The 26,705-nt window shown below is 73.5% G+C and carries 25 protein-coding genes; 12 read left to right on the top strand and 13 right to left on the bottom strand.

The features are described 5' to 3' along the window. Positions 1-30: 30 nt before the first annotated feature. From ACGFIA_RS17170 to ACGFIA_RS17190, 5 genes are all read right to left on the bottom strand, one after another. Complete coding sequence (locus ACGFIA_RS17170) at positions 31-702, bottom strand: hypothetical protein (RefSeq protein ID WP_357478496.1); 672 nt, start codon at positions 700-702, stop codon at positions 31-33. Further along, positions 699-3,371, bottom strand: a complete 2,673-nt coding sequence (locus tag ACGFIA_RS17175; protein WP_393260807.1) for an FtsK/SpoIIIE domain-containing protein — start codon at positions 3,369-3,371, stop codon at positions 699-701. The genes ACGFIA_RS17170 and ACGFIA_RS17175 overlap by 4 nt, the downstream gene beginning before the upstream one ends. Beyond that, entirely contained in the window at positions 3,364-4,242 is an 879-nt protein-coding gene (locus tag ACGFIA_RS17180) for a hypothetical protein (RefSeq protein ID WP_357384217.1), read from the bottom strand. The genes ACGFIA_RS17175 and ACGFIA_RS17180 overlap by 8 nt, the downstream gene beginning before the upstream one ends. A 9-nt stretch (positions 4,243-4,251) precedes the next feature. Continuing rightward, positions 4,252-4,512, bottom strand: a complete 261-nt coding sequence (locus ACGFIA_RS17185; RefSeq protein ID WP_013286060.1) for a hypothetical protein — start codon at positions 4,510-4,512, stop codon at positions 4,252-4,254. 168 nt (positions 4,513-4,680) lie between these two features. Continuing rightward, positions 4,681-5,058, bottom strand: coding sequence for a hypothetical protein (locus tag ACGFIA_RS17190; protein WP_357384219.1), 378 nt, complete (start codon positions 5,056-5,058; stop codon positions 4,681-4,683). A gap of 113 nt (positions 5,059-5,171) precedes the next feature. Between ACGFIA_RS17190 and ACGFIA_RS17195 the strand changes: the two genes are divergently transcribed. The 3 genes from ACGFIA_RS17195 (at position 5,172) to ACGFIA_RS17205 (ending at position 8,304) form a co-directional block, all read left to right on the top strand. Then, entirely contained in the window at positions 5,172-7,721 is a 2,550-nt protein-coding gene (locus tag ACGFIA_RS17195) for an ATP-dependent Clp protease ATP-binding subunit (RefSeq protein WP_357384291.1), read from the top strand. A gap of 62 nt (positions 7,722-7,783) precedes the next feature. Continuing rightward, a complete protein-coding gene (locus ACGFIA_RS17200; RefSeq protein ID WP_357384221.1) occupies positions 7,784-7,954 on the top strand; it encodes a hypothetical protein in 171 nt (56 codons plus the stop codon). Beyond that, entirely contained in the window at positions 7,954-8,304 is a 351-nt protein-coding gene (locus tag ACGFIA_RS17205; RefSeq protein WP_357384223.1) for a DUF3140 domain-containing protein, read from the top strand. The genes ACGFIA_RS17200 and ACGFIA_RS17205 overlap by 1 nt, the downstream gene beginning before the upstream one ends. A 47-nt stretch (positions 8,305-8,351) precedes the next feature. On the opposite strand, the gene ACGFIA_RS17210 is transcribed toward ACGFIA_RS17205, so the two are convergent. The 3 genes from ACGFIA_RS17210 to ACGFIA_RS17220 are packed head-to-tail and all read right to left on the bottom strand — an operon-like array spanning position 8,352 to position 10,260. After that, entirely contained in the window at positions 8,352-8,588 is a 237-nt protein-coding gene (locus ACGFIA_RS17210) for a hypothetical protein (protein WP_357473852.1), read from the bottom strand. A 20-nt stretch (positions 8,589-8,608) separates the two neighbouring features. Next, positions 8,609-9,595: a LysR family transcriptional regulator gene (locus ACGFIA_RS17215; protein ID WP_357384227.1), complete on the bottom strand. Its 987-nt coding sequence runs from the start codon at positions 9,593-9,595 to the stop codon at positions 8,609-8,611. Between the two features lie 47 nt (positions 9,596-9,642). Beyond that, positions 9,643-10,260, bottom strand: a complete 618-nt coding sequence (locus ACGFIA_RS17220) for a hemerythrin domain-containing protein (protein WP_357384229.1) — start codon at positions 10,258-10,260, stop codon at positions 9,643-9,645. Positions 10,261-10,388: 128 nt separating this feature from the next. Here ACGFIA_RS17220 and ACGFIA_RS17225 point away from each other — a divergent pair, with 128 nt between their 5' ends. Both ACGFIA_RS17225 and ACGFIA_RS17230 read left to right on the top strand, forming a co-directional pair. Then, positions 10,389-11,717, top strand: coding sequence for a M20/M25/M40 family metallo-hydrolase (locus tag ACGFIA_RS17225; protein WP_357384231.1), 1,329 nt, complete (start codon positions 10,389-10,391; stop codon positions 11,715-11,717). 61 nt (positions 11,718-11,778) lie between these two features. After that, positions 11,779-12,432 (top strand): hypothetical protein, encoded by a 654-nt coding sequence (locus ACGFIA_RS17230; protein ID WP_357384233.1) that lies wholly within the window; start codon positions 11,779-11,781, stop codon positions 12,430-12,432. Between the two features lie 51 nt (positions 12,433-12,483). On the opposite strand, the gene ACGFIA_RS17235 is transcribed toward ACGFIA_RS17230, so the two are convergent. Continuing rightward, positions 12,484-12,675 (bottom strand): DUF5703 family protein, encoded by a 192-nt coding sequence (locus tag ACGFIA_RS17235; RefSeq protein ID WP_030274256.1) that lies wholly within the window; start codon positions 12,673-12,675, stop codon positions 12,484-12,486. A 68-nt stretch (positions 12,676-12,743) separates the two neighbouring features. After that, positions 12,744-13,712: an aldo/keto reductase gene (locus ACGFIA_RS17240; protein WP_357384235.1), complete on the bottom strand. Its 969-nt coding sequence runs from the start codon at positions 13,710-13,712 to the stop codon at positions 12,744-12,746. Positions 13,713-13,876: 164 nt separating this feature from the next. Here ACGFIA_RS17240 and ACGFIA_RS17245 point away from each other — a divergent pair, with 164 nt between their 5' ends. Both ACGFIA_RS17245 and ACGFIA_RS17250 read left to right on the top strand, forming a co-directional pair. After that, positions 13,877-14,929 (top strand): LLM class F420-dependent oxidoreductase, encoded by a 1,053-nt coding sequence (locus ACGFIA_RS17245; RefSeq protein WP_357384237.1) that lies wholly within the window; start codon positions 13,877-13,879, stop codon positions 14,927-14,929. Beyond that, positions 14,926-15,762, top strand: coding sequence for an undecaprenyl-diphosphate phosphatase (locus ACGFIA_RS17250; RefSeq protein WP_252453980.1), 837 nt, complete (start codon positions 14,926-14,928; stop codon positions 15,760-15,762). Before ACGFIA_RS17245 ends, ACGFIA_RS17250 begins: the two co-directional genes overlap by 4 nt. A 73-nt stretch (positions 15,763-15,835) precedes the next feature. On the opposite strand, the gene ACGFIA_RS17255 is transcribed toward ACGFIA_RS17250, so the two are convergent. Then, positions 15,836-16,423 (bottom strand): hypothetical protein, encoded by a 588-nt coding sequence (locus tag ACGFIA_RS17255; RefSeq protein ID WP_393260814.1) that lies wholly within the window; start codon positions 16,421-16,423, stop codon positions 15,836-15,838. 995 nt (positions 16,424-17,418) lie between these two features. Here ACGFIA_RS17255 and ACGFIA_RS17260 point away from each other — a divergent pair. From ACGFIA_RS17260 to mshC, 4 genes are all read left to right on the top strand, one after another. After that, positions 17,419-18,132 (top strand): histidine phosphatase family protein, encoded by a 714-nt coding sequence (locus ACGFIA_RS17260; protein WP_357384242.1) that lies wholly within the window; start codon positions 17,419-17,421, stop codon positions 18,130-18,132. Between the two features lie 87 nt (positions 18,133-18,219). After that, positions 18,220-18,801 (top strand): DUF3090 domain-containing protein, encoded by a 582-nt coding sequence (locus tag ACGFIA_RS17265; RefSeq protein ID WP_357384244.1) that lies wholly within the window; start codon positions 18,220-18,222, stop codon positions 18,799-18,801. After that, on the top strand, positions 18,798-19,616 hold the full coding sequence (locus ACGFIA_RS17270) for an SCO1664 family protein (RefSeq protein ID WP_357384246.1): 819 nt from the start codon (positions 18,798-18,800) through the stop codon (positions 19,614-19,616). The genes ACGFIA_RS17265 and ACGFIA_RS17270 overlap by 4 nt, the downstream gene beginning before the upstream one ends. Before the next feature lie 67 nt (positions 19,617-19,683). Next, on the top strand, positions 19,684-20,922 hold the full coding sequence (mshC, locus tag ACGFIA_RS17275) for a cysteine--1-D-myo-inosityl 2-amino-2-deoxy-alpha-D-glucopyranoside ligase (RefSeq protein WP_357473364.1): 1,239 nt from the start codon (positions 19,684-19,686) through the stop codon (positions 20,920-20,922). 199 nt (positions 20,923-21,121) lie between these two features. Here mshC and ACGFIA_RS17280 read toward each other — a convergent pair whose 3' ends face one another. Together ACGFIA_RS17280 and ACGFIA_RS17285 are read right to left on the bottom strand one after the other, a co-directional pair. Beyond that, positions 21,122-21,913 (bottom strand): GntR family transcriptional regulator, encoded by a 792-nt coding sequence (locus tag ACGFIA_RS17280; protein ID WP_194801606.1) that lies wholly within the window; start codon positions 21,911-21,913, stop codon positions 21,122-21,124. 115 nt (positions 21,914-22,028) lie between these two features. Continuing rightward, on the bottom strand, positions 22,029-22,898 hold the full coding sequence (locus ACGFIA_RS17285; protein WP_030504102.1) for a PAC2 family protein: 870 nt from the start codon (positions 22,896-22,898) through the stop codon (positions 22,029-22,031). A 241-nt stretch (positions 22,899-23,139) separates the two neighbouring features. Between ACGFIA_RS17285 and metH the strand changes: the two genes are divergently transcribed. After that, on the top strand, positions 23,140-26,655 hold the full coding sequence (gene metH, locus ACGFIA_RS17290) for a methionine synthase (RefSeq protein ID WP_393260821.1): 3,516 nt from the start codon (positions 23,140-23,142) through the stop codon (positions 26,653-26,655). Positions 26,656-26,705: the final 50 nt, after the last annotated feature.

Below are 26,705 nucleotides of genomic sequence, written 5' to 3' on the forward strand. Positions count from 1 at the left end.
CATGATCGACGCGGCGGAGCCGGCCGGGGGTCAGCGGGCGTATGTCGCCGTCAGCAGGAGCAGGGTCGTCACCAGACCCGAGGCGGCCACCAGGATCATCGGGCGCGGGGTCAGCACCGCGTGCCGCCGGTCGGCCAGCAGCCGGGCCGGCGCCAGCCCGATCACCGGGCCGAGCAGCGTCACCACCAGCGCCAGCACCGGCAGGCCCACCGCCAGGTCGCCGCTGGACCCGGCGCCCAGCGCCCGCGCACCCACCCCCAGCGCGTACGCCACCAGCGCGCCGCCGATTCCGCACGCGATCAGCAGCGGGTTCACCGAGCCGGGCAGTTCGCCCGGCGCCCCGGTGCGCTCCAGCAACTCCCGGACCGCGCGCAGCAGCGGCACCGGATCACCGGCGGCGCCGCGGACCGGGCCGGGCGGGTCACCCAGCCGCCGGGCGCTCACGCCGAGCCGGGCCCGCAGCTGCGTCCACAGGTGAGCGACCTCGCCGTCGACGCGCTCCACCAGCCGGGCCGCCTCGGCCACCTCCTCCTCGGCCTGCCGGACCTGCTCGTCGGCCCGCGCCACCGCCAGGTCGGCGGCGGCCACCTGCTGGGCGAACCAGGTGTGCGCCTCGGCCCGCTGTGCGGTCACCCGGGCGGTCAGCTCGGCGAGCCGGCGGATCTGCGCGCTGTACGTCTCACTGGCAACCGGTTCGTTCATCGGGAGGGACCATAAGGGATGATCACCTGTCCGGTGCGGTGCACCGCCCGGTCGAAGTAGAGACCGCGCCACGGCCGGGGATACCAGTCCGGGCCGCCGCTGCCCGGATAGAGCGAGGAGCCCAGCTCGCCGCCCTGCACGTCCAGCGCCACCCAGGCGCCGATCTGGTCCGTGCGCGCGCCCGCGCCGCCCAGGTCGACGCGCATCCGGGCCACGCCACGCCACCACGCCAGCACGTGCGTACGCCGTTCCGGCCCGTCGTGCAGGATCCGGCGCAGCTGCTCCAGCCCGGTGCGCGTACCGGCCTTGCCGGCCAGCGCCGCGGCCGCCGCGTCCACCGCGTACAGCAGCAGGAAGTGCGGGGTACGCGCCGCACCCGGCGCGCCCAGTCCGTCGCCCACCTCGGCCATCAGCTCCGGCACGGTCTCCTCGTCGTACCAGGAGGCGTCGCCTTCCAGGTCCTCGTACAGGGCACGGGCGGCCGGGTCGGCGTCCGGGTCGAGGCAGGCGATGGAGAACCGGGCGGTGCCGGGCCGGTACTGCCGGGCCAGTGAGCGGGCGGCGGCGTCGAGCACCGCGCACGCCTCGTCCACCCGGGTGCCCAGCACGGCCAGGTTGCGGCCCGGCGCGCGGGGCAGCCGCAGCGCCGCCGAGCGGGACTGCACGTCGATGATCTCGCCGAGCAGCGCCACCGGGCTGCGCGGCACGCCCTGCTCCGGCGCGGTCAGCGCGCGGAAGTCCGGCGCGTCGGCGAGCTTCGGGATCGCGTCGCCGTCGAACAGCCGGGCCGGCGCCGCGTCCTGCGGGCGCATCCGCCACAGCCGGTGCTGAAGCTCGCTCCACGTCTCCCAGTCGCTGGCCGACGGGATCCGGGCCACCTCGTTCCCCTCGGCCAGGCCCGACTCGGCGTTGATCACCGCGTGGTGGCGGGGCAGCGACTGCGCGGCGTCGTTGCGTTCGGCCAGGATGCGCAGCGCCTTGGGCAGCGCGATCCGCAGCGTGAACTGGGCGACGAGCGCGGGCCGTCCCCACAGCGCCTCGATGCCGCGCACGTCCTGCGACGCGAGCACCAGGTGGATGCCCTGCGACCGGCCTCGCCGGGCCAGGTCCTCCAGCAGGTCGGCGGCCTCCCGGGCGACCACGTCCCGGCCGGCCAGCAGCGCCTGGAACTCGTCGACCACCGCCACGATGCGCGGCCAGTGCCCGTCCGGGTCCACCGCGCGCAACTCGGCCAGCTTGGTGACCTCGTGCTTCTTCGCCGCGTCGGCGCGGCGGCGCAGCTCCTCGGCGAGGAAGCGCAGCAGCGCCAGGCCGAACTCCCGGTCGGTGTTGACGTTGATGCCGACCAGCCGCATGTGCGGCAGCCAGCTCGGATCCCGCCGGCCCTGCGCGAACCGGGCGAAGGACACGCCCTCCTTGAAGTCCAGCAGATAGAACTCCAGCTCGGCGGGGGAGTAGCGGGCGGCGAGCGCGCCGATCCAGGCGAAGATCAGGTTGGTCTTGCCGGTGCCCGACGGGCCGCCGATCAACGCGTGCGGCGGGTAGTCGCCGAGGGTGAGCAGCACCTGCCGCCCGTGCGGGCCCTCGCCGACCGGCGCGGTGAGCCCGTGCGCCGAGTCCTCCCGCCAGTACTCCTCCGGCGGCGGGAGCAGGTCGGTGAACGGTGTCGGCGGCGGGCCGGCGGCCACCCGGGACGCCACGGTGCGGCACGTCTCGGTGACCAGGGCGGGCGGCGGCGGCGCGTCGAGCACCACCGGCAGCCCGCCGATACGGGCGTCGTCCGGCTCCACCGTGATCCGGGTGACCGTCGGGTCGCCGGGCAGTTCGATGCCGCGGACCACCAGGTGCACGCCGCACGCCGCGCCGGTGCGTACCACCCGGTCGAGCTGGCCGCGCTCGTGCCGGGACAGCTCGTCGCCGCCGAGCAGCACCGCCACCCGCCACGGCTCCGGGCGGCGTCCGGTGGCGGCGGCCAGCTCACGCAGCGAGCCGTACTCACCGGCGAGCACCGTGGCGTTGATCCGGCGGATCTGCTCCACCAGGTCGTCAAGCAGCCGGCCCAGCCCGCCCGGCCCGACGAACGTGAGCAGCCCGGCAGTGCCCAGCGGCGCGAACCCGGCCAGGCCGCCGCCCAGGTGTTCCGGGTCGTATCCGTACAGCCGTACCGCGCCCGGGTCGGCCCGCCCGACCGAGCGCAGCAGCAGCGCCGGCACCACCGCCGCGAGGCCGTCCCGATCGCCGCCGGCCAGGTGCGCGTGCCCGGCGTCCAGCAGCGGAACCAGCGCCGGCACCGGTTCGGCGCCGTCGAGGCGTACCGTGCCGATGCGCGACGCGCCCGGCGGCTCGGACCGTCCGGCGGGCGTGGCCTGCCAGCGGTCCCAGGGCGCGGAGGCCGCGCCGGGCGCCTCCCGCTGCGCCGCGGCGGCGGCCCGCCGGGCCAGCTCGGCCAGGCGGGCGGTGTGCCGGGCGTCGATCTCGGCCAGGCGCCGGTCGCGCGCGGCGCCCACCCGGTCGGGCACCGCCGCCGCGGCCCGGCGGGTACGGGCCAGCCGCTCCCGCCCGGCGGCCAGCTCGGCCTCGGCGGCGGTGAGGCGGGTACGGGTGGCGCCCAGGGCCTCGGAGAGCATCCCCCGGACCCGCGTCACCAGTTGAGCGCGGACGTCAGGCACGGGGCGGCTCCGGTTCGTCGGTGTCCTTGGGCAGGTCCCGGCCGAGCCGGTCGAGCAGCACGCCGGTGAGCACGCCGGCGGTGACCGCCGGGTCGGCCGCGTGCGGCTGCTCCGCGTCGTCGGCGCGGCGCGGCGGGGGCATCCGGCAGACCCGGGTCAGCAGCGTGTCCAGCACCGGCGGCGGCAGCCCGGGCAGCAGGTCACGGACCCGCGAGTCCAGCGCGCCGCGCAGCCGGGGCAGGTCGTCCGCGCGAGGCGGATGGCCGAGCAGCTCACCGGCCAGCTCGCGCAGCAGCGGCGGGGTGATCGCGGCCAGCCCCAGCCCCACGTCGGCGTGTGCCCGGCGCAGCTCGCGGTGCAGCCGGTCCCGGTCGCCGGAGCGGACCCCGGCGGCCACCCGGCGCAGCAACTCGTGGGCGTCCCCGACGCGCTCGTCCGGCTCGTCCGCCGCCGGATCCCGGCCGCCGGTCAGCTCCGCCACCCGCACCGCCCACCAGCGCCGTACCGCCGGTTGCTCACCCGGCTCGGCGGCCGGGCCGGGCGCGGGCGGTTCCTGGCCGCGCGGCGTGTCGTGCTTCGGCCGCGCCTCGCCCGGCGGCGCCGGGCGCGCGCCGTCGGGGGCCAGCCCGATCGCGGCCAGGTACGCGGTGAGCTGCTCCTGTGCCACGCGCAGCGCGTAACCGGCGGTCTCGGCGTGCTCGGTGGCCGAGGACAGCTCCGGCACCCCCATCGGGTCGGACGACTCCTGGCGCACCCAGCGCAGCCGCTCCTGCGCCTGACCGAGCTTCTCCAGCGCGACGGCGAGCTGCGCCAGCGGCAGTTCCTCGGCGGCGGCACGGACCTGCGCGCCGATGTCCTCGACGATGGACACGGCCGGGCCTCAGAGCGTCGCGACGTAGAGCTGTGCCTGCTCCACCGCGACGAGTGTCGCGGCCAGGCACTCCTCCAGCTCCTGACCGGCCTGTGTCAGCGAGGCCTGCGCCGCCTCGACCGTCTCGTGCCCGCTGCCCTCCAGCGCGCCGGCCAGCGTCTGCTGCGCCTCGGCCAGCTTCTCGCCGGCTGCCTGCACCGCTGTCTGGCCGTCACCGATCTGCTGGAGAGCGACATCGATGGCTGCCTTCAGCTCGGCAACGCTCGCCACGGGGACCTCCTGGGGGCGAAAGAGATCTCCATTACAACCCATCGGAACGGGTGGACGAACATCCACCCTCGCGGCGTGATGACCCGCGTGTCCGGTTGCCGCCCTGACGTGCGTGAAGATCCCGCCGGGCGGCATCCCGCGGTCCCGTCGCCGGTCCCATCGGCGGGACTAACGGCCCAGCCAGCGCGGGCCGCGCACCTCCGCGCCGAGCGCGGTGACCCGCTCGCGCAGTTCGCGGTCGGCCGTGACCACCACCCGCCGCCGGTCCGGCGCGGCGGCGACCAGCTCGACCACCGTGTCGTCGCCGGAGCCGGGCGCGGACACCACCTCCACGCCGGGCGCGGGCGGTGTGCGCCGGGCCGCGCCCTCCACCACCAGCACCACCTGCACCGGCGGCGGCAGCTCCGGCGGCACGCCCGCCTCGCCGACCGGCGCCAGCGCGTCGCGCAGCCGGGCCGCCGCGCCGGCCCGGTCCCGCCACCAGCCGTCCGGGCGCGAACCCACCACGTTCGCGCCGTCCACCACCAGCAGCGCTCTGCTCTCCATGCCCCCCAGCCTGCCATCCGGTCGCGTTTGTCGCGCCGACCGCCGGGTAGCCACCGCCGACCGTGCCGCGCGTGCCGGGCGCCGGTCGTGCCGACTGACTGCGGAGGACGATGATGATGGGACCGGGCGACTTCGGCAACGACCCCTGGGACGAGTTCCTGGCCCGATACTTCGGCCGGGGCGAGGGGGGACGCCGGCCGGCGCACCGGGTCGACATCACCCGCCTGATGACCGCCGACGCCCGGGAGATGCTCGCCGACGCGGCCCGCCGCGCCGCCCAGAAGCACAGCAACGACCTGGACACCGACCACCTGCTCTGGGCGGCGTTGCAGCGGGAGCCGCTGCGCGACCTGGTCCGCCGGGCCGGCGCCGACCCGGACGCGCTGCTCGGCGCGCTGGGCGGCCGCGGCGAGGGCGCGCCGCGCGGCGAGGTGCCGCCGAACCTGTCGCTGACCCCGGCGGCGAAGCGGGCACTGCTCGACGCCCACCAGCTGTCCCGCGCGATGGGCGCCAACTACATCGGACCCGAGCACATCCTGATGGCGCTGCCGCTGAACCCCGAGTCGCCGGCCGGCCGGATGCTCGCCGCGGGCCGGATCCAGCCCGAGTCGTTGCAGGCGGCCAGCGCCGAGCGCGGCGCGGCGACCGCCCCGCGCCCCGATCACGGCACCCCCACCCTCGACCAGTACGGCCAGGACCTCACCGAGCTGGCCCGGATGGACCAGATCGACCCGGTGATCGGCCGGGCCGACGAGATCGAGCAGGCCGTGGAGATCCTGTCCCGGCGGACCAAGAACAACCCGGTGCTGATCGGTGAGGCCGGCGTCGGCAAGACCGCGATCGTGGAGGGCCTGGCGGAGCGGATCTGCGACGGCGACGTGCCGCAGACGCTGATCGGCAAGCGGGTGATCCAGCTCGACCTGGCCGGCCTGGTCGCCGGCACCCGCTACCGGGGTGACTTCGAGGAGCGGCTGAAGAAGGTGATCGACGAGATCCGCGCCCACCGTGAGGAGCTGATCATCTTCCTGGACGAGATCCACACGCTGGTCGGCGCGGGCGGCGCCGGCAGCGAGGGCGGCATGGACGCCTCGAACATGCTCAAGCCGGCCCTGGCGCGCGGCGAGCTGCGGGTGATCGGCGCGACCACGCTCGACGAGTACCGGCGCAGCATCGAGAAGGACGCCGCGCTGGCCCGCCGGTTCCAGCCGGTGCTGGTGCCCGAGCCGGGCGTGGAGGACACCGTCGCGATCCTGCGCGGCCTGCGCGACAGGTACGAGGCGTACCACCAGGTCCGGTTCACCGACGAGGCGCTGGTCGCCGCCGGTGAGCTGTCCGACCGGTACATCACCGACCGGTTCCTGCCGGACAAGGCGATCGACCTGATCGACCAGGCCGGCGCACGGGTGCGGCTGCGCACGCGTACGCCCGCCGAGGACGTGCGTGAGCTGGAGCAGCAGCTCGACGAGACCCGCCGGGACAAGGAGCAGGCGGTCTCCGACGAGCAGTACGAGCGCGCCTCCGCGCTGCGCGACCGGCTCGCCGAGTTGGAGGACCAGGTCCGCCGGGCCCGCGGCGACGAGGGACCCAACCACGTGCCCGAGGTCGGTCCGACGGAGATAGCCGAGGTGGTCTCCCGCGCCACCGGCATCCCGGTCACCCAGCTCACCGAGGAGGAACGCGATCGGCTGCTGCGCCTGGAGGGCCACCTGCACGAGAAGGTGATCGGCCAGGACGACGCGGTCAGCGCCGTCGCCGAGGCGGTACGCCGGTCCCGTACCGGGCTGGCCGACCCGGACCGGCCGATGGGCAGCTTCCTGTTCCTCGGCCCGACCGGCGTCGGGAAGACCGAGCTGGCCCGCGCGCTGGCCGAGGCGCTGTTCGGCGAGGCGGACCGGATGGTCCGGGTCGACATGAGCGAGTTCCAGGAGCGGCACACGGTCAGCCGGCTGGTCGGCGCCCCGCCCGGCTACGTCGGCTACGAGGAGGCCGGCCAGCTCACCGAGGCGGTACGGCGCCGCCCGTACGCGGTGGTGCTGCTGGACGAGATCGAGAAGGCGCACCCGGACGTGTTCAACATCCTGCTCCAGGTGCTCGACGACGGCCGGCTCACCGACAGCCAGGGTCGTACGGTGAACTTCAAGAACACCGTGCTGATCATGACCAGCAACCTCGGCTCGGAGCTGATCACCGGCACCCAGCGCACTGTCGGCTTCGCCACCGGCGCGCCCGGGGAGCGGGAGGGCGACGAGCTGCGGGAGCGGCTGATGCGCCGGCTCCAGGAGAACTTCCGCCCGGAGTTCCTCAACCGCATCGACGAGGTGATCGTCTTCCAGCGGCTGGAGGCCGAGCAGCTGCGCCAGATCACCGGGCTGCTGCTGGAGGAGACCCGCCGCCGCATGCACGCCCAGGACATCCAGGTCGACTTCAGCACCGCCGGCGTCGACTGGCTCGCCGAGCACGGCTACCAGCCCGAGTTCGGCGCCCGCCCGCTGCGCCGGGTGATCCAGCGCGAGGTCGACAACCGGCTGTCCCGGATGCTGCTGGAGAACGAGGTCTCCCCGGGGCAGAAGGTCACCGTGGACACCCGCGACGACCAGCTGGTCTTCGACGTCACCGCAGGTGAGCGGGGCTACAGGCCGGCCACCACGTCCCATCCCCGATGACCGGGCGGGGCCCGTCCCGGCCGGGCCGGGACGGGCCGTCACCGAAGGACCGGAGGGCGGACATGACCGAACCCGAGGAAGTCACCGACGACGACACCGGGGCCGGCGAACCGATCGAGGCGACCCCGACGGCGAACCCGTCCCGGGTGCGGGTGCCGCCGGAGGGCCTGAGGCAGCACACACCGGACGAGGGCGAGACGGCACCCGGGCCGCCGCCGGCAGAGGAGGCGTGATGGTACGCGAGGCGCGACTCGACCCCGAGGCCGAGGTGATCTGGGACGACTTCCACGCCGAGGTGAACGTGTCCTCCGAGACGCTGCGGCAGTGGCTGCTCACCCGGGGCTCGGGGGAGGAGGCGTTCGGCCCGAACCCTGACCTCGACCTGCCCGAGCCCGGCCGGCAGATCCTCGCCGTGCTGCGCAAGCGCAAGGTGGACCTCACGCCGGAGGACATCGAGGTGATGCGGGAGGCGATCACCCGGATCCGGGAGCTGACCGCGCAGCGGCCCCGCCGGGGCAACGCCGACGACGAGTGGCGTCACGCCCTGCTCGACCTCGGACACGACGTGCTCGCCGAACGCTGAGCCGGTACGGCGGCGCCCGGGCGGACCACCCGCCCGGGCGTCACCGGCTACTCCGACTCCAGGCTGGGCAGCCGCAGCCCGGCCGCGTCCGCCGCGGCCTGCCGGTCGGCGTGGGCGCGTTCCTCGCGGCTGAGCAGGTTGGCGTACTCGGTCACGTCGGCCGGGCCCGGCACCTCCGGCAACCGGCGCAGGAACGCCTCCACCTCGGCGGAGGCGGTGGTGTGCGCGGTGGCCGCCTGGCGCAGCAACTCCCGCTGGTCGGCGGCCGGATACAGATCAGTCATGTCGCCGGTGATACCCGGGTTCAGGCGATTCGCACCCCGCCCGAGCCGTTGGGCTGCACGCCGAACTCCGGGTGCGCCAGCAACCAGCCCAGGTACTCCGGATGGTTCGCCAGCGCGTCGGTGTACGCCGCGACCGCCGCCACCAGCACCGGCTCGGCCACCGCGGCGGCCGGCACGTCCGGGTGCCAGCCCAGCAGCAGCCGCCAGCGCAGCGGCGTGCCGGCGAGCCGGCGGGTGACCAGCCCGGCCACCGGACGGAACGTGGCCTGGCACAACGCCACCGCCTCACCGGCGTCCACCAGGTCCAGCGCGGCCCGCACGTCCGCCTCGTACACCTTCTTCGGGGTGAAGCCGGAACGGGCGCAGGCGGCGGCGAAGCAGTCGCCGAAGCAGCCGTCGCCCGGCGCGGCCACCCACCGCTCCCGCCGCAGGTCGACCAGGTCGACCTCGTCGCGGCCGGCCAGCGGGTGGGTCTGCGGCAGCAGCACGCAGACCGGCTCGACCGCCACCTCCCGCCAGCTCAGCCCGAACCCCGCCGACGGCGTCGAGTCGCCGCACACGCCGGTCAGGGCGAAGTCGAGCCGCCCACCGGCCACCATCTGCGCCAGCTCGTCCACCGACCAGGAGCCGTACGTGGTGATCTGCGCGTCCGGCCGGTCGGCGGCGAGCCGGTGCACCAGCCGCCCGAGGATCGGGCTGTTCACCCCGCCGAAGCGGTAGCGGCGCAGCGGATCACCGGCACCGGCCATCCGGGCCGCCTCGTCCCGCAGGCCCTTCATCGCCGGCAGCAGCACCCGTGCCCGGTCCAGCACCAGCTCACCCAGGGCGGTGGGACGGGCACCGCGGCGGTCCCGCTCGAACAGCGGCCCGCCCAGCGCCCGTTCGATCCGCTGAAGCTGGGCGGTCAGCGCCGGCTGGGCCAGGCCGAGCGCCGAGGCGGCCTTGGTGACGCTTCCCGTCTCCGCGATCGCGCAGACCACACGCAGGTGTCGCAGCTCCAGATCCATACCGTGACGGTAGGACCACGAACCGATGCGCGGAAGGGGCGATCGGCTCACGCCTGGCGGCGGTGCTCCAGGTCACTCAGCCGGGTACGCCGTCCGGTGACCGCGTCGCGCACCTTGTCGAGCACCCCGACGGCCGGTTCGACGATCTTGTTCCAGGGTGGGGTGGCGGGCGTGCCGGGGTGCGGGCGGGTCGGTGCCGCCTCCTCGGCGATCTCCCACCGGTTGCCCAGCCGGATCAGCTCGGCGTCGCTCGCCACCTCGCGCAGCGGCGTGACCAGCGCGGCGACGCGGCTGACGTGCCGGCGTACCCGCTCGGCCACGTCGTCGACCGCCGGGTCGTCGGCGCCGGACAGCTGCTTGAGGGCGGTCAGCAGTCCCGCGTCGGCCTCGATCTCCCGCTCGACCAGCTCGGTGGCGTCCGGCATGGCGGCCCGGGCCGCCGGGAACAGGTACTGCTCCTCGGCGGACAGGTGCCGGGACACCGCGGCGGTCAGCACGTCGAGCACCTCGCGCCGGGCGGCGGCGTCCAGTGCCGGGTCGGTCACCCGGTCGGCCAGCCCCAGCAGCGCCCGGTGCTCGGTGTCCACGAGGTCGGCGACGCTGCGCCCACCCGGCCGGTACGCGTCGTCGGCGGCGGGCGGCAGCGGCGGCAGGGGGACGGTCATGGTGCCCTCCTCGTGACGGCCGGAGTCGATGTCCGGGCGGTCCGGCGGTACCCGGCCGGGCGGTCCGCGAAACCGTCGCCGGAGCACCGGCGGCCCGCGCCCACCCCACCTGCTGGTATAAGGAAGCGATGACGAGCGACGCCCTCCCCGCCCGGCCCGACGCCACCGACGAGGTCGTGGACCTCTGCCGTGACCTGCTGCGCATCGACACCACGAACACCGGCGACAACGACACCAGCGCGGGAGAGCGGCGTGCCGCCGAGTACGTCGCGGAGAAGCTCGCCGAGGTCGGCGTCGACGCCGAGATCCACGAGTCCGCGCCCGGCCGGGCCAACCTGGTCGCCCGGATCCCCGGCACCGAGCCCGGCCGCGACGCGCTGCTGGTGCACGGCCACCTCGACGTGGTGCCCGCCGACCCGGACGAGTGGTCGGTGCACCCGTTCTCCGGCGAGATCCGCGACGGCTACCTGTGGGGCCGCGGCGCGATCGACATGAAGGACTTCGACGCGATGGTGCTGGCGGTGGTCCGCGACTGGCAGCGCACCGGCGTACGCCCGCGGCGCGACGTCGTGCTCGCGTTCACCGCCGACGAGGAGGCCGGCAGCGACTACGGCGCGCACTTCCTCACCCAGCGCCACCGCGACCTGTTCGACGGCTGCACCGAGGCGATCGGCGAGGTCGGCGGCTTCTCCTACTCGGTCGACGAGCAGCGCCGCCTCTACCTGATCGAGACCGCCGAGAAGGGCATCGACTGGCTGCGCCTGCACGCCAAGGGGCGGCCCGGCCACGGCTCGATGGTGCACGACGACAACGCCGTCACCGCCCTGGCCGAGGCGGTCGCCCGGATCGGCCGGCACCGCTTCCCGGTGGTGATGACCGACACCGTACGGGCGTTCCTGGCCGAGGTCTCCGACGTGCTCGGCATCGAGATCGACCCGGACGACCCGGAGACCGCGATCGCCAAGCTGGGCCCGATCGCCAACATCATCGGCGCGACCATCCGCAACACCGCCAACCCGACCCGGCTGGCCGCCGGCTACAAGGACAACGTCATCCCCGGCCGGGCCACCGCCACCATCGACTGCCGCAGCCTGCCCGGGCAGAGCGAGGAACTGGAACGGCAGCTGCGCGAGCTGGTCGGGCCGGACATCGCCATCGAGTACGTCCAGCGCCAGCCGGCCCTGGAGACCACGTTCGACGGTGACCTGGTGGCACGGATGTCGGAGGCGCTGCGCGCCGAGGACCCGGGCGCGCACCCGGTGCCGTACATGCTCTCCGGCGGCACCGACGCCAAGGCGTTCTCCCAGCTCGGCATCCGCTGCTTCGGTTTCGCGCCGCTGCGGCTGCCCGCCGACCTCAATTTCTCCGGCCTGTTCCACGGCATCGACGAGCGGGTTCCGCTGGACGGACTACAGTTCGGCGTGCGGGTTCTGGACCGCTTCCTCCGTACCTGCTGACCGCGCCCGCCGCGGCGCCGCCGGCGCGGAACCTCCCCCCATCGCGAAGGGACTGCCACACATGACCGACCAGCACGGTGAGCTGGACGCCGCCCTCGAGCGGGTGATCGACGCGGCCCGCGCCCACCTGGCCGCCGTCCGGGCCGCCCAGGGCCGGATCGACGACGACGCCGTCTGGCAGGCGTACGTCGCGTTGAACAACGCCTCGTTCGCCTACGACGAGCAGCTGCTCGACGCGTTCGGCGAGGTGACGCCCTGGGACGTGGAGTCGATCGACCCGGACGAGGCCGACGAGCGCTTCGGCTCCGTGGAGGGCGGCGAGCCCACCGACCCGCACCCGCGGGTGATCTCGGTGCGGCAGCGGCGCGACTACCGGGTGCCGAGCGTCGCCGCGCTGCTGCGCGCGGCCGAGGCGGCCCGCCGCGAGGGCACCCCGGAGGACGACGAGCCGGCGCCGGTCGAGGGGGTCGGCGAGGCGGTGCTGGAGCTGCTGCAGAGCGGCGACGGTTCGCTGTCCGCGCTCGACGTGCCGGAGCTGGAACCGCTGGACGGGGTGGTGATGGTCAGCGAGGTCGGCACCCCCGTCGACCTGGAGTCGTTCGACGACGACGACCCGGTCGGCCCGTTCCAGCCTGCTGCCGACGACCGGCTGGTCGGCCGGCTCGACGAGCACCCGTTCATGGAGCTCGACGAGGAGCACGACCACGCCCACTAGGCCGTGCGCGTCCCCGGGGCCGCGCCACGCGTGCCCCGGGGACGGGCCTGCTCAGTACGACAGGCCCGGCTGCGACTGGTTGACCAGGCGGCGCCGCAGCACCACCTGCCGCGTGCCGTCCCGGTAGAGCCGCACCCGGGCCAGCTCCCAGCCGGAGAACTCGGCCTGGATCGCCAGCTGCGCCGCGGCGGTCAGCCGATCGACGTTCGAGGGCAACCGCAGCGGCGCGTATTCGTAGTCCATGCCCCTATGCTGCCCAGCTCGCGGACCCTCCGCCACCCCTTGCGGGTGACCCCGGTCGCCCCCGCGGCTCAGCCGTCGCGCTCCGGGTAGCCCACCGGCACCGCCGACACGTCGTCCAGCGCCGTGACGATCTCCTCCGGCAGCGTCATCCGCTCCACCTGCAACGCGCCGAGCAGCTGCCCGACGGTCCGGGCGCCAAGGATCGGCGCGGTCACGCCCGGCCGGTCCCGCACCCAGGCCAGCGCCACCTCCAGCGGCGACACGCCGAGCCCACCGGCCGCGATGGCGACCGCCTCCACGATGCTGGAGCAGCGCGGTTCCAGGTACGTCGCGACGAACCGCTCGAAGTGCGGCGACACCGCCCGTGAGTCGGCCGGGCGGCCGTTGCGGTACTTGCCGGTGAGCACGCCCCGGCCCAGCGGCGACCAGGGCAGCACGCCCAGCCCCATCCCGGCGCAGGCGGGCAGCACCTCCCGTTCCACACCGCGCTCCAGCAGCGAGTACTCCACCTGCGCGGCGACCACCGGGGCACGCCCCGGCCAGGCGGCCTGCCAGGCGGCGGCCCGGGCCGTCTGCCAGCCGGAGAAGTTCGACACGCCCACGTAGCGGGCCTTGCCGCTGGACACGGCGTGGTCCAGAGCCGAGAGCGTCTCCTCCAGCGGGGTGTCCGGGTCGTAGCCGTGCACCTGCCACAGGTCGACGTGGTCGGTGCCGAGCCGGCGCAGCGAGGCGTCGAGCGTACGCAGCAGGTGCCCCCGCGAGCCGTCCCGCCGGCGGGCGCCCGGCCGCAGGCCCGCCTTGGTGGCGATCAGCAGCTCGTCGCGGTCCACCAGGCTGCCCAGCAGTGAGCCGATCACCGACTCGGCGTCGCCGTCGGCGTACACGTCGGCGGTGTCGACGAGGTTGCCGCCCGCGTCGAGGAAACTCTTCAGCTGGGCGGCCGCGTCGTCGGCATCGGTGTCCCGTCCCCAGGTCATGGTGCCGAGCGCGAGCCGCGATACCGCCAGCCCGCTTCGGCCGAGCGGTCGCTGTTGCATGGGTGAACCTTATTTCGAACCCGGCGTCACGGATATCCTCGCCGCAGTCAACTTCCCGCGCGACCTCCACCCGGTGTGACATGTTCGGGGCGAGCCGGACGTCGAGGGCGCCACGCTCATTGCGTAACCTGATGCGACCTGTGGTGCGGACGGTGGGAGGATCAGTGCGACTCGGGCTCAACCTCGGATACCAGACGGCGTGGAGCACACCGTTTGATCACCTGGCGCTGGCCCAGGAGGCGGACCGGCTCGGCTACTCGGTGGTCTGGGCCGCGGAGGCGTACGGCTCGGACTCGCCGAGCATGCTGGCCTGGATCGCCGGGCAGACGGAGCGCATCGACGTGGGCTCCGCGGTGATGCAGATCCCGGCCCGTACCCCGGCCATGACCGCGATGACCGCCGCGACCATCGACACGCTCTCCGGCGGCCGGTTCCGGCTCGGCCTGGGCGTGTCCGGCCCGCAGGTCTCCGAGGGCTGGCACGGCGTGCGGTTCGCCAAGCCGCTGGCCCGCACCCGGGAGTACGTCGACATCGTCAAGCTCGCGATGGCCCGCAAGGAGGTCGCGTACGACGGCGAGCACTACACGCTGCCGCTGCCCGACGGCCCCGGCAAGGCGCTGCGGCTGGGCTTCCACCCGCCGCGCGAGCACATCCCGATCTACCTGGCCGCCGTCGGTCCGAAGAACCTGGAGCTGGCCGGCGAGATCGCCGACGGCTGGCTGGCCGTGTTCTACTCCCCGGAGTTCGCCGATGAGCACCTCGCCTCGGTGCGGACCGGCCGTGCGGCGGCGGGCAAGGAGCTGGCCGGCTTCGACGTGGTGCCGTCCGTGCCGGTCGTGGTCGGCGACGACATCGCCACCTGCGCCGAGCTGGTGCGCTGGTACGCCGCGCTGTACGTCGGCGGCATGGGCAGCCGCAAGCAGAACTTCTACAACCAGCTCGCCACCCGGATGGGCTACGGCGACGCGGCCCGCGAGGTGCAGGACCTCTACCTGGCCAAGCGGCAGCGCGACGCGGCCGCCGCCGTACCGATGGAGTTCATCGACCGCACCTCCCTGCTCGGCCCGAAGGAGCGTATCGCCGAGCGGATGCGGGAGTACGCCGCCGCGGGCGTGACCACGCTGTCGGTGTCGCTGTTCGTGGCCGACCGGGAGAGCGGGGTGCAGACCCTGCGTACCGTCGCCGAGGCGCTGGAGCTGTCCGGAGTCGGCGAGTGACCTGGATCGAGGCCGTCGTCCTGGGCCTGGTCCAGGGACTGACCGAGTTCCTTCCGGTGTCCTCCTCGGGGCACCTGCGGATCACCTCGGCGCTGTTCTTCGGCCGGGACGCGGGCGCGTCGTTCACCGCGGTGACCCAGCTCGGCACCGAGGCCGCCGTCCTGATCTACTTCGCCAAGGACATCTGGCGGATCGTCCGGACCTGGTTCGTCGGCCTTGTCGACCGCTCGGTGCGGTCCAGCCTCGACTACCGGATGGGCTGGTACGTCATCGTCGGCACCATCCCGATCGGCATCTTCGGGCTGATCTTCAAGGACCAGATCCGCACCGCCGGCCGGAACCTCTGGCTGATCTCCTGCACCCTGATCATCGGCGCGATGCTGCTGGCCTTCGCGGAGTACTGGGGCCGGCAGACCCGTACGCTGGAGAACTTCCGGATGCGCGACGGCGTCGTGATGGGCTTCGCCCAGGCGGCGGCGCTCGTGCCCGGCGTCTCCCGCTCGGGCGGCACCCTGACCGCGGGCCTGCTGCTCAACCTCACCCGGGAGACCGCGGCCCGCTACTCGTTCCTGCTGGCCATCCCCGCAGTCGTGATCTCCGGCGTGTTCAGCCTGCCGGACGTCTTCGAGCCGTCCGCGCCGGGCACCGCCGCGCCGAGCGTGGCGCAGATGGTGATCGCGACGCTCATCGCGTTCGCCGTCGGGTACGCGGCCATCGCCTGGCTGCTGCGCTACGTCGCCCACCACACGCTGTACGTCTTCGTGCTCTACCGGGTGGCGCTGGGCAGCCTGGTGATCTGCCTGCTGGCCACCGGCACGATCAGCGCCACCTGACGCTGTTTCCCGGTACGCGAAGAGGCCGGCACCCCGTTGGTTCGGGGCGCCGGCCTTTCGCTGTTTGTTCGTCTTAGCTGTTCCAGTGCTGGGCGACGAGGTCGGCGGCCTGCTGTTCCCACTGGGCGTAGTGGTCCGGGTAGGCCGACACCTGCACGGTCTGGGCGGCCTTGGTCAGCGGCATGTCGCGCCAGCCGTCGACCTGCTTGAGACCCTTCAGGAACGCGGTCGTGGAGTACTCGGGGTCGGTGATCTGCTCCACCGTGCCCCACCCGCTGGAGGGACGCTGCTGGAACAGGCCCTGCGAGTCGTGGTCGTTACGGTCACCGAGGTGGCCGAGGTTCTCCAGCTTCGACTCCTGCAGGGCGGTGGCGATCGACACGACGGCGGCGCGTTCGTCCATACCGGCCTTCTTCGTCGCCGCGATGATCGCCTTGACGTTGGCGGTCTGCTCGTCGGTCAGGTCGATGTGGGACTGGGTGCCCTGGACGCCGTGCGGGATGAGCGTGGCGGTGTCGAGCGTGGCCGCCTGCGTCGTGGTGACGGCGGCGTCCCGGGTGGTGGGGGTGCTGTCGGTGTGGTTGAGGGGGCCGGCGGCGAGGCCACCGGCGACGGTCAGACCGGCGATACCGAGGACGCTCTTACGCAGGATGCTGTTCATGGGGGGCTCCATTCGGGGGTCGACGCCCGCGCCGTGAAGGGGGGATGCGGTGCGGGTGCGAGCACCGTCAGGCGCTCTTCAAAAAAGGGGGGTCGGTCCGGTTCACGCCGCGCCCGCTCACGCCGGACGGCGCGGGGCTGAGGTCGTGGCCGGAGGTATGTGCAACGACCACCGGCCCACCCGTCATTCCCGGGGCCGTGCCGCCCACCCCGGCTGGGGTGCGGGAGGCGCGCTGCTGCGGTCGTGCACCAGGTATAACGCCCCGGCCCGGTCCCCGATTCCGCCACCGGGGTGTCCCCGACCACCCCCAAACCCGACACCCCCGCCCACCCCACTCACCTCGCCCACCCGCCGCCCGTCCTCCACGCGTCGATCATGAAGTTGGCGGCGTCCGGTGTCCGGTTTGTCACCACCAACCTCATGGTCAACAACACGGGCGGGACCGGTATGGCGCAACCAGTCCGTCGAGCCTGCCCGCACGAAGAGCGCGGCGCATCCCGCCCCGATCCGGCCCGGCGGGAGATCTTGGAAGGAAACGGCCCTTATGGGGGCCGAAATCTTCCAAGATCTCCCGCATTGGACCGCCGCAGCGCTCAAGAGGAGCCGACGGCGGGCTCAGCCACCGCGCAGGCCTCGACTCTCCCGACCCGCCCGCCGGCTCCCGCCAAACCCGACTGCCCTCGGCAGGGCTCACGCCGATCATGAACCTAGCGGCATCCATTGTCCGGTTTGTGGCCGGCAACTTCATGATCGACCCACGCCGGGTGGCGGCGACCGATGCGAGGCGCGGATCCCGCCGGCCATCCGTTCCGGCGCGGCCCCGCCTGGCGCGCGATCTTGGTACGGGACGGCCGCCATGAGGGCGGTTTCGTACCAAGATCGCGAGTGCGGCGCCAAGCGGCTGTTACGTCCCGGCCGACTTCGTGACCGGCGGGCGGCGGCGGACGGGGCGGGCTGCCGTGGCGGGACGATCATCGCGGGACGTACCGCCTAGGGTGGTCAGCGTGGCGACCCTTCTGCTTCTGCGACACGGCCGTACCACCGCGAACGCCGACGGCGGCCTCGCCGGACGGCAACCGGTCGAGCTGGACGACACCGGCCGGGCGCAGGCGACGGCGGTCGGCGCGCGCCTCGCCGGACTGCCGCTGGCGGCGGTGGTGACCAGCCCACTCATCCGCTGCCGGCAGACCCTGGAGCTGGCCCTGCCGGGCGCCGAGCCGGTGGCCGACGAGGGGTTGATCGAGTGCGGGTACGGCGACTGGGAGGGCCAGTCGCTGAAGAAGCTGGCTAAGGAGCCGCTCTGGCCGGTGGTGCAGCAGCACCCGAGCGCCGCCGCGTTTCCGCAGGGGGAGTCGATGGCGGCCATGTCCGCGCGCGCAGTCGCGACGGTACGGGCGTGGGACGCGCGCGTCACCGCCGAGCACGGGCCGGAGGCGGTCTGGCTGGCGTGCAGCCACGGCGATGTGATCAAGGCGATCGTGGCGGACGCGCTCGGCGTACACCTTGATCTTTTTCAGCGGATCGTGGCCGACCCGGCGTCGGTGACGGCGATCCGCTACACCCCGTTGCGGCCGTTCCTGGTCCGGCTCAACGACACCGGCGGCGACCTGTCGGCGCTGGTCCCGCCGCCGCGCAAGCGGCGCCGGCGCGCGGCGCGGGCGGCGGAGTCCGACGCGGCGGTCGGCGGGGGCGCGGGCGCGGCCGGGTGAGACCGGCGGACACGGCGCGTTCGCTCTGGGCGGATTCGGCATCGGTGGGCTGCACGGTGCTTCCACACGCCGGATAGGGTCGTGGGTATGACGCACCAGGTGCACGCCTTCGAGCCGCCGGAGCGGTTCGTCGCCGGTACGGTCGGCCCGCCGGGGGAGCGCACGTTCTTCCTCCAGGCGCGCGGCGGCGGCCGGCTGGTCAGCGTGTCGCTGGAGAAGGTCCAGATGTCGTTGCTCGCCGAGAAGCTCGAGGAGCTGCTCGCCGAGGCGCAGCGCCGCTTCGGCGTGAAGCTGCCGGAGCCGGTCACCACGGTGACCGGTGACAACGAGCCGCTCGACACGCCTGTCGACGAGGAGTTCCGGGTCGGCACGCTGGGCCTGGCCTTCGACGTGGACACCGCGACCGTGGTGATCGAGGCGATCGCCGTCGGTGAGGCGGAGGTCGAGGTCGAGCTGGGCGACGCGGACGACGACGCCGACGAGGACCCGGACGAGCCGGACGACGACCTCGACCGCCTACGGGTGCGGCTGACCCCGGAGGCGACCCGCGAGTTCATCGAGCGGGCCAAGCGCGTCGTGAACGCCGGCCGGCCCCCCTGCCCGCTCTGCGGCCAGCCGCTCGACCCGGCCGGTCACCTCTGCCCCCGGCACAACGGCTATCACCGGTGACCTCGTCGGAACTGCAGCCCCGACAGGACGGCGCCGAGGCGCTGCGGCTGCTCGCCGACGGTGAGCTGACCCTGGAGGGGCGGCTCGTCGACGCTTCAAACGCCACGCTGCGCGGCGTCATCGCCCTCGGCGAGGTGACCGCGCACTGTGTCTACAAGCCGGTACGAGGTGAGCGCCCGCTCTGGGACTTCCCGGACGGCACGCTCGCCGGCCGGGAGGTGTCCGCCTACCTGGTGTCCCGGGCCACCGGCTGGGATCTGGTGCCGCCGACGGTGCTGCGGGACGGCCCGTTCGGGCCCGGCTCGTGCCAGCTCTGGATCGACGAGCCGGACGACGCCGAACCGCTCGTCGGTTTCGTGCCGGCCCGGGAGATCCCGCCGCGCTGGTTCCCGGTGGCCGCGGCCCGCGACGACGACGGGGCGGCGTACGCGCTGGCGCACGCCGACGACCCCCGCCTGGCCCGGCTAGCCGTGCTCGACGCGGTCATCAACAACGCCGACCGCAAGGGCGGGCACGTCCTCGTCGGCCAGGACGACCGGATCTACGGCGTCGACCACGGCGTGAGCTTCCACGTCGAGGAGAAGCTGCGTACGGTGCTGTGGGGCTGGGCCGGCCGTGAGCTGCCGCCGGACGCGGTGGAGATGCTCGACGGCCTGACCGCGCAGCTGCGCGGGCCACTGGGCGACGACTTGGCCGAGCACCTGACCATCGGTGAGCTGGCCGCGCTGGCGGCACGGGTCGAGCGGCTGCGCGAGTCCGGCCGGTTCCCGCTGCCGCCGCAGGAGTGGCCGGCGATGCCATGGCCGCCGATGTGAGCCGTTGTCGTGTTGATCACCCGTAGGGCGGCACCCGAGCGTCTGACGGATCGTTAGGCTGGCGGTCATGGAGTCTTGGGCGGGACACGAGGTGCCACGGCTGCCCGGCGAGGGCGTGCCGCTGAGGTTGTACGACTCGGCGCGGCAGGGCGCCCATCCCAGCCGGCCCGAGGGCAGCGCTTCGATGTACGTCTGCGGCATCACCCCGTACGACGCGACGCACCTCGGGCACGCCGCCACCATGATCGCCTTCGATCTGGTGCAGCGGATGTGGCGTGACGCCGGCCTCGACGTGCGGTACGTGCAGAACGTCACGGACATCGACGACCCGCTGCTGGAGCGCGCCGAGCGCGACGGTGAGGACTGGAAGGTCCTGGCCATGCGGGAGACCGCGCTGTTCCGTGAGGACATGGAATCGCTGCGGATGATCCCGCCGGCGCACTACGTCGGCGCCGTCGAGTCGATCCCGGACATCGCCGAGAAGGTGCTGGTGCTGCTCAAGGACGGCGCGGCGTACCGCCTCGACGACGGCACCGGCGACGTCTACTTCGACGTCTCCGCCGCGCCCCGGTTCGGCTACGAGTCCAACCTGTCCCGCGAGCAGATGATCGAGCTGTTCGCCGAGCGCGGCGGCGACCCGGAGCGCGCCGGCAAGCGTGACCCGCTCGACCCGCTGCTGTGGCGCGGCGCCCGCGAGGGCGAGCCGTCGTGGCCCGGCGGCGACCTGGGCGCGGGCCGTCCCGGCTGGCACATCGAGTGCACGGTCATCGCGTTGAACCTGCTCGGCGACCGGATCGACGTGCAGGGCGGCGGCAACGACCTGATCTTCCCGCACCACGAGTGCTCCGCCGCGCACGCCGAGCGGCTCACCGGCGAGGCGCCGTTCGCCGACCACTACGTGCATGCCGGCATGATCGGCCTGGACGGCGAGAAGATGTCGAAGTCCCAGGGCAACCTGGTCTTCGTGTCCCGGCTGCGGGCCGACAAGGTCGACCCGATGGCGGTCCGGCTGGCGCTGATGAACGGCCACTACCGCAGCGACCGCTCCTGGACCGACGAACTGCTCACCGAGGCGCGGGAGCGGCTGGGCCGCTGGCGGCGGGCCGCTGCCGCGCCCGCGGGCCCGTCGGGGGCGGCGTTGCTGGCCGAGGTACGCGAGCGCCTGGCCGACGACCTGGACACGCCGGGTGCCCTGGCGGCGGCCGACCGTTGGGCCGACGGCGCGTTGAACGGCGTCACGGAGGACGCGGCCGCCCCGGCACTGTTCCGCGACACGGTGGACGCCCTCCTCGGCATCGCCCTCTAGCCCACCCACCGCGCCCGCGCCCTCTTCGCCCTCCCGCCTCCCTCCCGCCGCGCCGATCTTGCACTTGCGGCCCCCGTTCCCGCCCTCTTGTGCCGGTTCGCGGGGTCCGCAACTGCAAGATCGCGCTCTTCGAAGGGCGGGTGGAACGTGGTGGGTGTGTCGAGGGCGGTTTGGCGCCGGGAGCCGGGAGCCGGGAGCGTCAGCCCAGGACCAGGCCGGGGTCGGGGTCCTGGTCGGGAGCGGGGGCGGGGATCTTGTACTCCTCGGTGAGCGTGGTCATCGGGCCCGGCCAGGTGGCCTGGGCGACCTCGATCGGCTTGTGCCGCTCGTCGTAGGCGACGTGCAGCAGGTGCAGCACCGGGGTGTCCGGGCGGATCTGGAGGATCTCCGCCTCCTCCCGGCTGGGCTGGCGCGCGCTGATCGTGTCGGTGGCGGTGACGTACCGCCGGCCGGTGACCTCCTCCGCCTCCTGGTAGAGCGGTCGGCCGAACGCCTCGGCCCGCTCCAGTGACGTGCCGGCGGTGTCTGCGGGGAGGAACCACGACGCGCCGACCTCGACCGGGGAGTCGTCGGTGCGTACCAGGTGCCGCCGGCAGAGCAGTTCGGTGCCGTCGGTGACGCCGAACGCGTCGGCCACCTCGGCCGGGGCGGGGGAGCGGCCGACGGAGACGAGCTGCTGGCGGTACCGGGCGGCCAGGTCGGTGTGGTAGCCGCGGAAGCCGCCGTACCGGCCCCGGGACAGGCGGTTGAGGCGACGCCGGGTGCCCCGGACGTACGTACCGGAGCCGGGTTTGGTGATCAGGATGCCCTCGACCCGCAGCTGGTCGACGGCGCGCTGCACGGTCTGCTTCGCCACGCCGAACATCTCGGCGATGGCCGGGATGGAGGGCAGCCGCTCGCCCGGCCCCCAGTCGCCGCGGCGCACCTGGGCCTTGAGCTGCGCGGCGATCTGCCGGTGCGGGAACTCGGCCGCGCCCGGGTTGATCTGCATGCAGGCCTCCTCAGAACAGCTAGGTTCCTAGGATGCCCTAGAGGGTGTGACGGCGCCACCCCGGACACGAAGAAGCCGGGCCCCGACAAGGGAAGCCCGGCTTCGACGGAAAGAGCTACCAGGAACCCGCTGTCGGCCCGGCGGAACCGCCGCGGCGACGCAGGTACTTCTCGAACTCCTGGGCGATCTCGTCCCCGGTCAGCGGGGTGATGCCGGCGTCGCCGACCCGTTCCTCCAGCTCACGCACGTACTCACCGAGTTCGGCGTCCTGCTCGGCGGCGCTGCGCACCCGCTGTTCCCACTCGGCGGCCTCCTCGGCCAGGTCGGCCATCGGCACCGGCAGGTCGAGCACCTCCTCGACCCGGTGGAGCAGCGCGAGGGTGGCCTTCGGGCAGGGCGGGTTGTTGGCGTAGTGCGGCACGTGCACCCAGAACGACACCGCGTCGACCTCGGCCCGGGTGCAGGCGTCGTGCAGCACGCCGACGATGCCGGTCGGCCCGTCGTACCGGGTGGGGGTGAGCTGGTAGCGCTTGGCCGCGTCGGCGTCCGACGCGCTGCCGCTGATCGGCAGCGGCCGGGTGTACGGCACGTCGGCCAGCAACGCGCCGAGCAGCACCACCCGCTCGACCTCCAGGCTGTGGCAGATCTCCAGCACCTGCTCGCAGAACGTCCGCCAGCGCATGCTCGGCTCGATGCCCCGGATCAGCACCACGTCCCGCTCGGTGCCCTCCGGGCTGGCCACCATGAAGCGCGTGGTCGGCCACTCGACGCGCCGGGTCTCGCCGTCGGCCATGGTGATCGTCGGGCGGCTCACCTGGAAGTCGTAGAAGTCCTCCGGGTCCAGCTCGGTCACCTGCCGGGCCTGCCAGACCTGCTCCAGGTGTTCCACGGCGGCGGTGGAGGCGTCGGCGGCGTCGTTCCAGCCCTCGAAGGCCGCGATGGCGACCGGCGAGCGCAGTACCGGCAGCCCGTCGAACTCGGTCACGCCGTCACCTCACCCTGCTCGTCGGGCGCGGCGTCGCCCCGTCGCACTGTCGCACCCCTGTTGTCCTTCACGTCCGTCAGCCTACGTGCCGCCGCCGGGGCCGGCCCGTCGGCCGCGCCGGTCGCCGGGCCGGACCACCCGGGCGAACCGGCGGAAAGGGGTACGCGGGCCCGATGGGCAGTATGTGGGAAGGGCCGGTTCGGATAACTGTGCCGCAGTCGGGAGCACTACCCTGGAGCATGTGTCTATCTCGTTGCGTGACCTGCTGGCCGATCGGATCCTGATCGCGGACGGCGCGATGGGGACAATGCTCCAGGCCGCCGATCTGACCCTCGACGACTTCGACGGCCTCGAAGGCTGCAACGAGATCCTCAACGTGACCCGGCCGGACGTGGTCCGCGGCGTGCACGACGCCTACCTGGCGGCGGGCGCGGACTGCGTGGAGACCAACACGTTCGGCGCCAACCTGCCCAACCTCGCCGAGTACGGCATCTCCGGCCGGATCCGGGAGCTGTCCGAGGCGGGCGCGCGGATCGCGCGGGAGGCGGCCGACGCGTACGCGACGGAGGAGCACCCCCGGTTCGTGCTCGGCTCGATGGGCCCGGGCACCAAGCTGCCCACGCTGGGCCACGCGACCTACGCCTCGCTGCGCGACGCGTACCAGGAGAACGCGGCCGGCCTGATCGCCGGCGGGGCGGACGCGCTGATCATCGAGACCTGCCAGGACCTGCTCCAGGTCAAGGCGGCGGTGGTGGGGTCGAAGCGGGCCCGCGCCGAGGCCGGCCGGGACGTGCCGATCATCTGCCAGGTCGCGGTGGAGACCACCGGCACCATGCTGCTGGGCAGTGAGATCGGCGCCGCGCTGACCGCGATCGAGCCGCTCGGCGTCGACCTGATCGGGCTGAACTGCTCCACCGGCCCGGCGGAGATGGGCGAGCACCTGCGTTACCTGGCGCAGCACTCGCGTATCCCGATCTCGGTGATGCCGAACGCCGGCCTGCCGGTGCTGACCGCCGACGGGGCGTACTTCCCGCTCAGCCCCGGCGAGATGGCCGACGCGCTGGAGCAGTTCGTCACCGACTACGGCGTGGGCCTGATCGGCGGCTGCTGCGGCACGACCCCGGAGCACATCCGGGTGCTGGTGGAGCGGCTGGGCGGGCGGGCGCCGGTGGCGCGCGAGCCGGAGCCGGAGGCCGGGGTCTCCTCGATCTACCACCACGTGCCGTTCGCCCAGGACGCCAGCGTCCTGATGGTGGGGGAGCGGACGAACGCCAACGGCTCGAAGGCGTTCCGCGAGTCGATGCTCGCCGGGGACTGGCAGGCCTGCGTGGAGGTCGCCCGCAGCCAGGCCCGGGACGGCTCGCACCTGCTCGACCTCTGCGTCGACTACGTGGGCCGCGACGGCACGCAGGACATGCGGGAGCTGGCCGGCCGGTTCGCCACGGCCTCGACGCTGCCGATCGTGCTGGACTCCACCGAGCCGGCGGTGATCGAGGCGGGGCTGGAGATGCTCGGCGGCCGGTGCGTGGTCAACTCAGTGAACTTCGAGGACGGCGACGGCCCCGACTCCCGGTACGCGCGAGTCATGCCGGTGGTCAGGGAGCACGGCGCCGCCGTCGTGGCGCTGCTCATCGACGAGGAGGGCCAGGCCCGCACCCGCGAGTGGAAGGTACGGGTGGCCAGCCGGCTGATCGACGACCTGACCGGCCGGTGGGGGATGCGCCGGGAGGACATCCTCATCGACGCGCTGACGTTCCCGATCGCCACCGGGCAGGAGGAGACCCGCCGCGACGGCATCGAGACGATCGAGGCGATCCGGGAGATCGCCGCGCGCTACCCGGGCGTCAACTTCACCGCCGGCATCTCGAACGTCTCGTTCGGCCTCAACCCGGCGGCCCGGCAGGTGCTCAACTCGGTGTTCCTGCACGAGTGCGCCCAGGCCGGGCTGACCTCGGCCATCGTGCACGCCAGCAAGATCCTGCCGATGGCGCGGATCCCGGACGAGCAGCGTGAGGTGGCGCTCGACCTGGTGTACGACCGCCGTCGCGAAGGCTACGACCCGGTGCAGCGGTTCATCGAGGCGTTCGAGGGCGTGGACGCGGCGTCGGCGCGCGCCACCCGGGCCGAGGAGCTGGCCGCTCTGCCACTCGACGAGCGGCTCAAGCGGCGGATCATCGACGGGGAGCGCAACGGCCTGGAGGCCGACCTGGACACCGCGATGGCGCAGGGGCGTACGCCGCTGTCCATCATCAACGACCTGCTGCTGGACGGCATGAAGGTGGTCGGCGAGCTGTTCGGCTCGGGCCAGATGCAGTTGCCGTTCGTGCTCCAGTCCGCCGAGGTGATGAAGACCGCGGTGGCCTATCTGGAGCCGCACATGGAGAAGACCGATGACGACGGCAAGGGCCGCATCGTGCTCGCCACCGTCAAGGGCGACGTGCACGACATCGGCAAGAACCTGGTCGACATCATCCTGTCCAACAACGGCTACGACGTGGTGAACATCGGCATCAAGCAGCCGATCAACGCGATCATCGACGCCGCCGAGGAGCACCGGGCCGACGCGATCGGCATGTCCGGCCTGCTCGTGAAGAGCACCGTGATCATGAAGGAGAACCTGGCCGAGATGGCCTCCCGCGGCGTGGCCGAGCGGTGGCCGGTGCTGCTCGGCGGCGCGGCGCTGACCCGCGCGTACGTCGAGGACGACCTCCGGTCGATCTACCCGGGCCAGGTGCACTACGCCCGCGACGCGTTCGAGGGGCTGTCCCTGATGGACCGCGTGATGGCGGCCAAGCGCGGCGGCGCGCCGGTGATCGACCCGGAGCGCGAGGCGGCACTGGCGGCCCGCCGGGAGCGCCGCGAGCGGCAGCGGGCGCAGGTCCGCGAGGCGCTGCCCGAACTGGACGACTCCTCGGTCCGCTCGGACGTGGCGACGGACGTGGCCGTGCCGAAGCCGCCGTTCTTCGGCACCCGTGTCGTCAAGGGCGTGCCGCTGGCCGACTACGCGGCGCTGCTCGACGAGCGCGCCACGTTCCTGGGCCAGTGGGGGTTGCGCGGCGCCCGCGGCGGCAAGGGACCGTCGTACGAGGAACTGGTGGAGACCGAGGGCCGGCCCCGGCTGCGGTACTGGCTGGACCGCCTGATCTCCGACCAGGTGCTGGAGGCGGCAGTGGTGTACGGCTACTTCCCCGCGTACTCCGAGGGCAACGACCTGGTGGTGCTGGACGAGAACGGCCACAGCGAGCGGGCCCGGTTCGCCTTCCCCCGGCAGCGGCAGGAGCGGCGGCTGTGCCTGGCCGACTTCTTCCGGCCCAAGGGCGACCAGCTCGACGTGGTGGCGTTGCAGCTGGTCACCGTCGGGCAGCCGATCAGCGAATACACCGCGAAGATGTTCGCCGGCAACGAGTACCGCGACTACCTGGAGGTGCACGGCCTGTCCGTGCAGCTCACCGAGGCCCTGGCCGAGTACTGGCACCGGCGGATCCGGGCCGAGCTGGTGCTGCCCGGTGGCGGCACCGTGGCCGACGACGACCCGGCCGACCTGGCCGGTCTGCTGCGCACCGACTACCGGGGCTGCCGGTACGCGTTCGGCTACCCGGCCTGCCCGGACCTTGAGGACCGGGCGAAGATCGTGGAGCTGCTGGGCGCCGAGCGGATCGGCGTGCAGTTGTCGGAGGAGTTCCAGCTCGTGCCGGAGCAGGCCACCGACGCGATCGTGGTGCACCACCCGGAGGCGAACTACTTCAACGCCAAGTGACGCCGGATGCTGTCGACCTGTCCGAAGCGAACAGGCCGCCGCATCGGTAG

The organism is Micromonospora sp. NPDC049203, assembly GCF_043197215.1.
In the GTDB taxonomy this organism is placed as follows: domain Bacteria; phylum Actinomycetota; class Actinomycetes; order Mycobacteriales; family Micromonosporaceae; genus Micromonospora.

Bases quoted from the DNA above. Each gene is read 5' to 3' on its own strand.
- ACGFIA_RS17170 (WP_357478496.1), bottom strand. From the start codon at position 702: ATGAACGAACCGGTTGCCAGTGAGACGTACAGCGCGCAGATCCGCCGG.
- ACGFIA_RS17190 (WP_357384219.1), bottom strand. From the start codon at position 5,058: ATGGAGAGCAGAGCGCTGCTGGTGGTGGACGGCGCGAACGTGGTGGGT.
- ACGFIA_RS17195 (WP_357384291.1), top strand. From the start codon at position 5,172: ATGATGGGACCGGGCGACTTCGGCAACGACCCCTGGGACGAGTTCCTG.
- ACGFIA_RS17200 (WP_357384221.1), top strand. From the start codon at position 7,784: ATGACCGAACCCGAGGAAGTCACCGACGACGACACCGGGGCCGGCGAA.
- ACGFIA_RS17205 (WP_357384223.1), top strand. From the start codon at position 7,954: ATGGTACGCGAGGCGCGACTCGACCCCGAGGCCGAGGTGATCTGGGAC.
- ACGFIA_RS17210 (WP_357473852.1), bottom strand. From the start codon at position 8,588: ATGACTGATCTGTATCCGGCCGCCGACCAGCGGGAGTTGCTGCGCCAG.
- ACGFIA_RS17215 (WP_357384227.1), bottom strand. From the start codon at position 9,595: ATGGATCTGGAGCTGCGACACCTGCGTGTGGTCTGCGCGATCGCGGAG.
- ACGFIA_RS17220 (WP_357384229.1), bottom strand. From the start codon at position 10,260: ATGACCGTCCCCCTGCCGCCGCTGCCGCCCGCCGCCGACGACGCGTAC.
- ACGFIA_RS17225 (WP_357384231.1), top strand. From the start codon at position 10,389: ATGACGAGCGACGCCCTCCCCGCCCGGCCCGACGCCACCGACGAGGTC.
- ACGFIA_RS17230 (WP_357384233.1), top strand. From the start codon at position 11,779: ATGACCGACCAGCACGGTGAGCTGGACGCCGCCCTCGAGCGGGTGATC.
- ACGFIA_RS17235 (WP_030274256.1), bottom strand. From the start codon at position 12,675: ATGGACTACGAATACGCGCCGCTGCGGTTGCCCTCGAACGTCGATCGG.
- ACGFIA_RS17240 (WP_357384235.1), bottom strand. From the start codon at position 13,712: ATGCAACAGCGACCGCTCGGCCGAAGCGGGCTGGCGGTATCGCGGCTC.
- ACGFIA_RS17255 (WP_393260814.1), bottom strand. From the start codon at position 16,423: ATGAACAGCATCCTGCGTAAGAGCGTCCTCGGTATCGCCGGTCTGACC.
- ACGFIA_RS17265 (WP_357384244.1), top strand. From the start codon at position 18,220: ATGACGCACCAGGTGCACGCCTTCGAGCCGCCGGAGCGGTTCGTCGCC.
- mshC (WP_357473364.1), top strand. From the start codon at position 19,684: ATGGAGTCTTGGGCGGGACACGAGGTGCCACGGCTGCCCGGCGAGGGC.
- ACGFIA_RS17280 (WP_194801606.1), bottom strand. From the start codon at position 21,913: ATGCAGATCAACCCGGGCGCGGCCGAGTTCCCGCACCGGCAGATCGCC.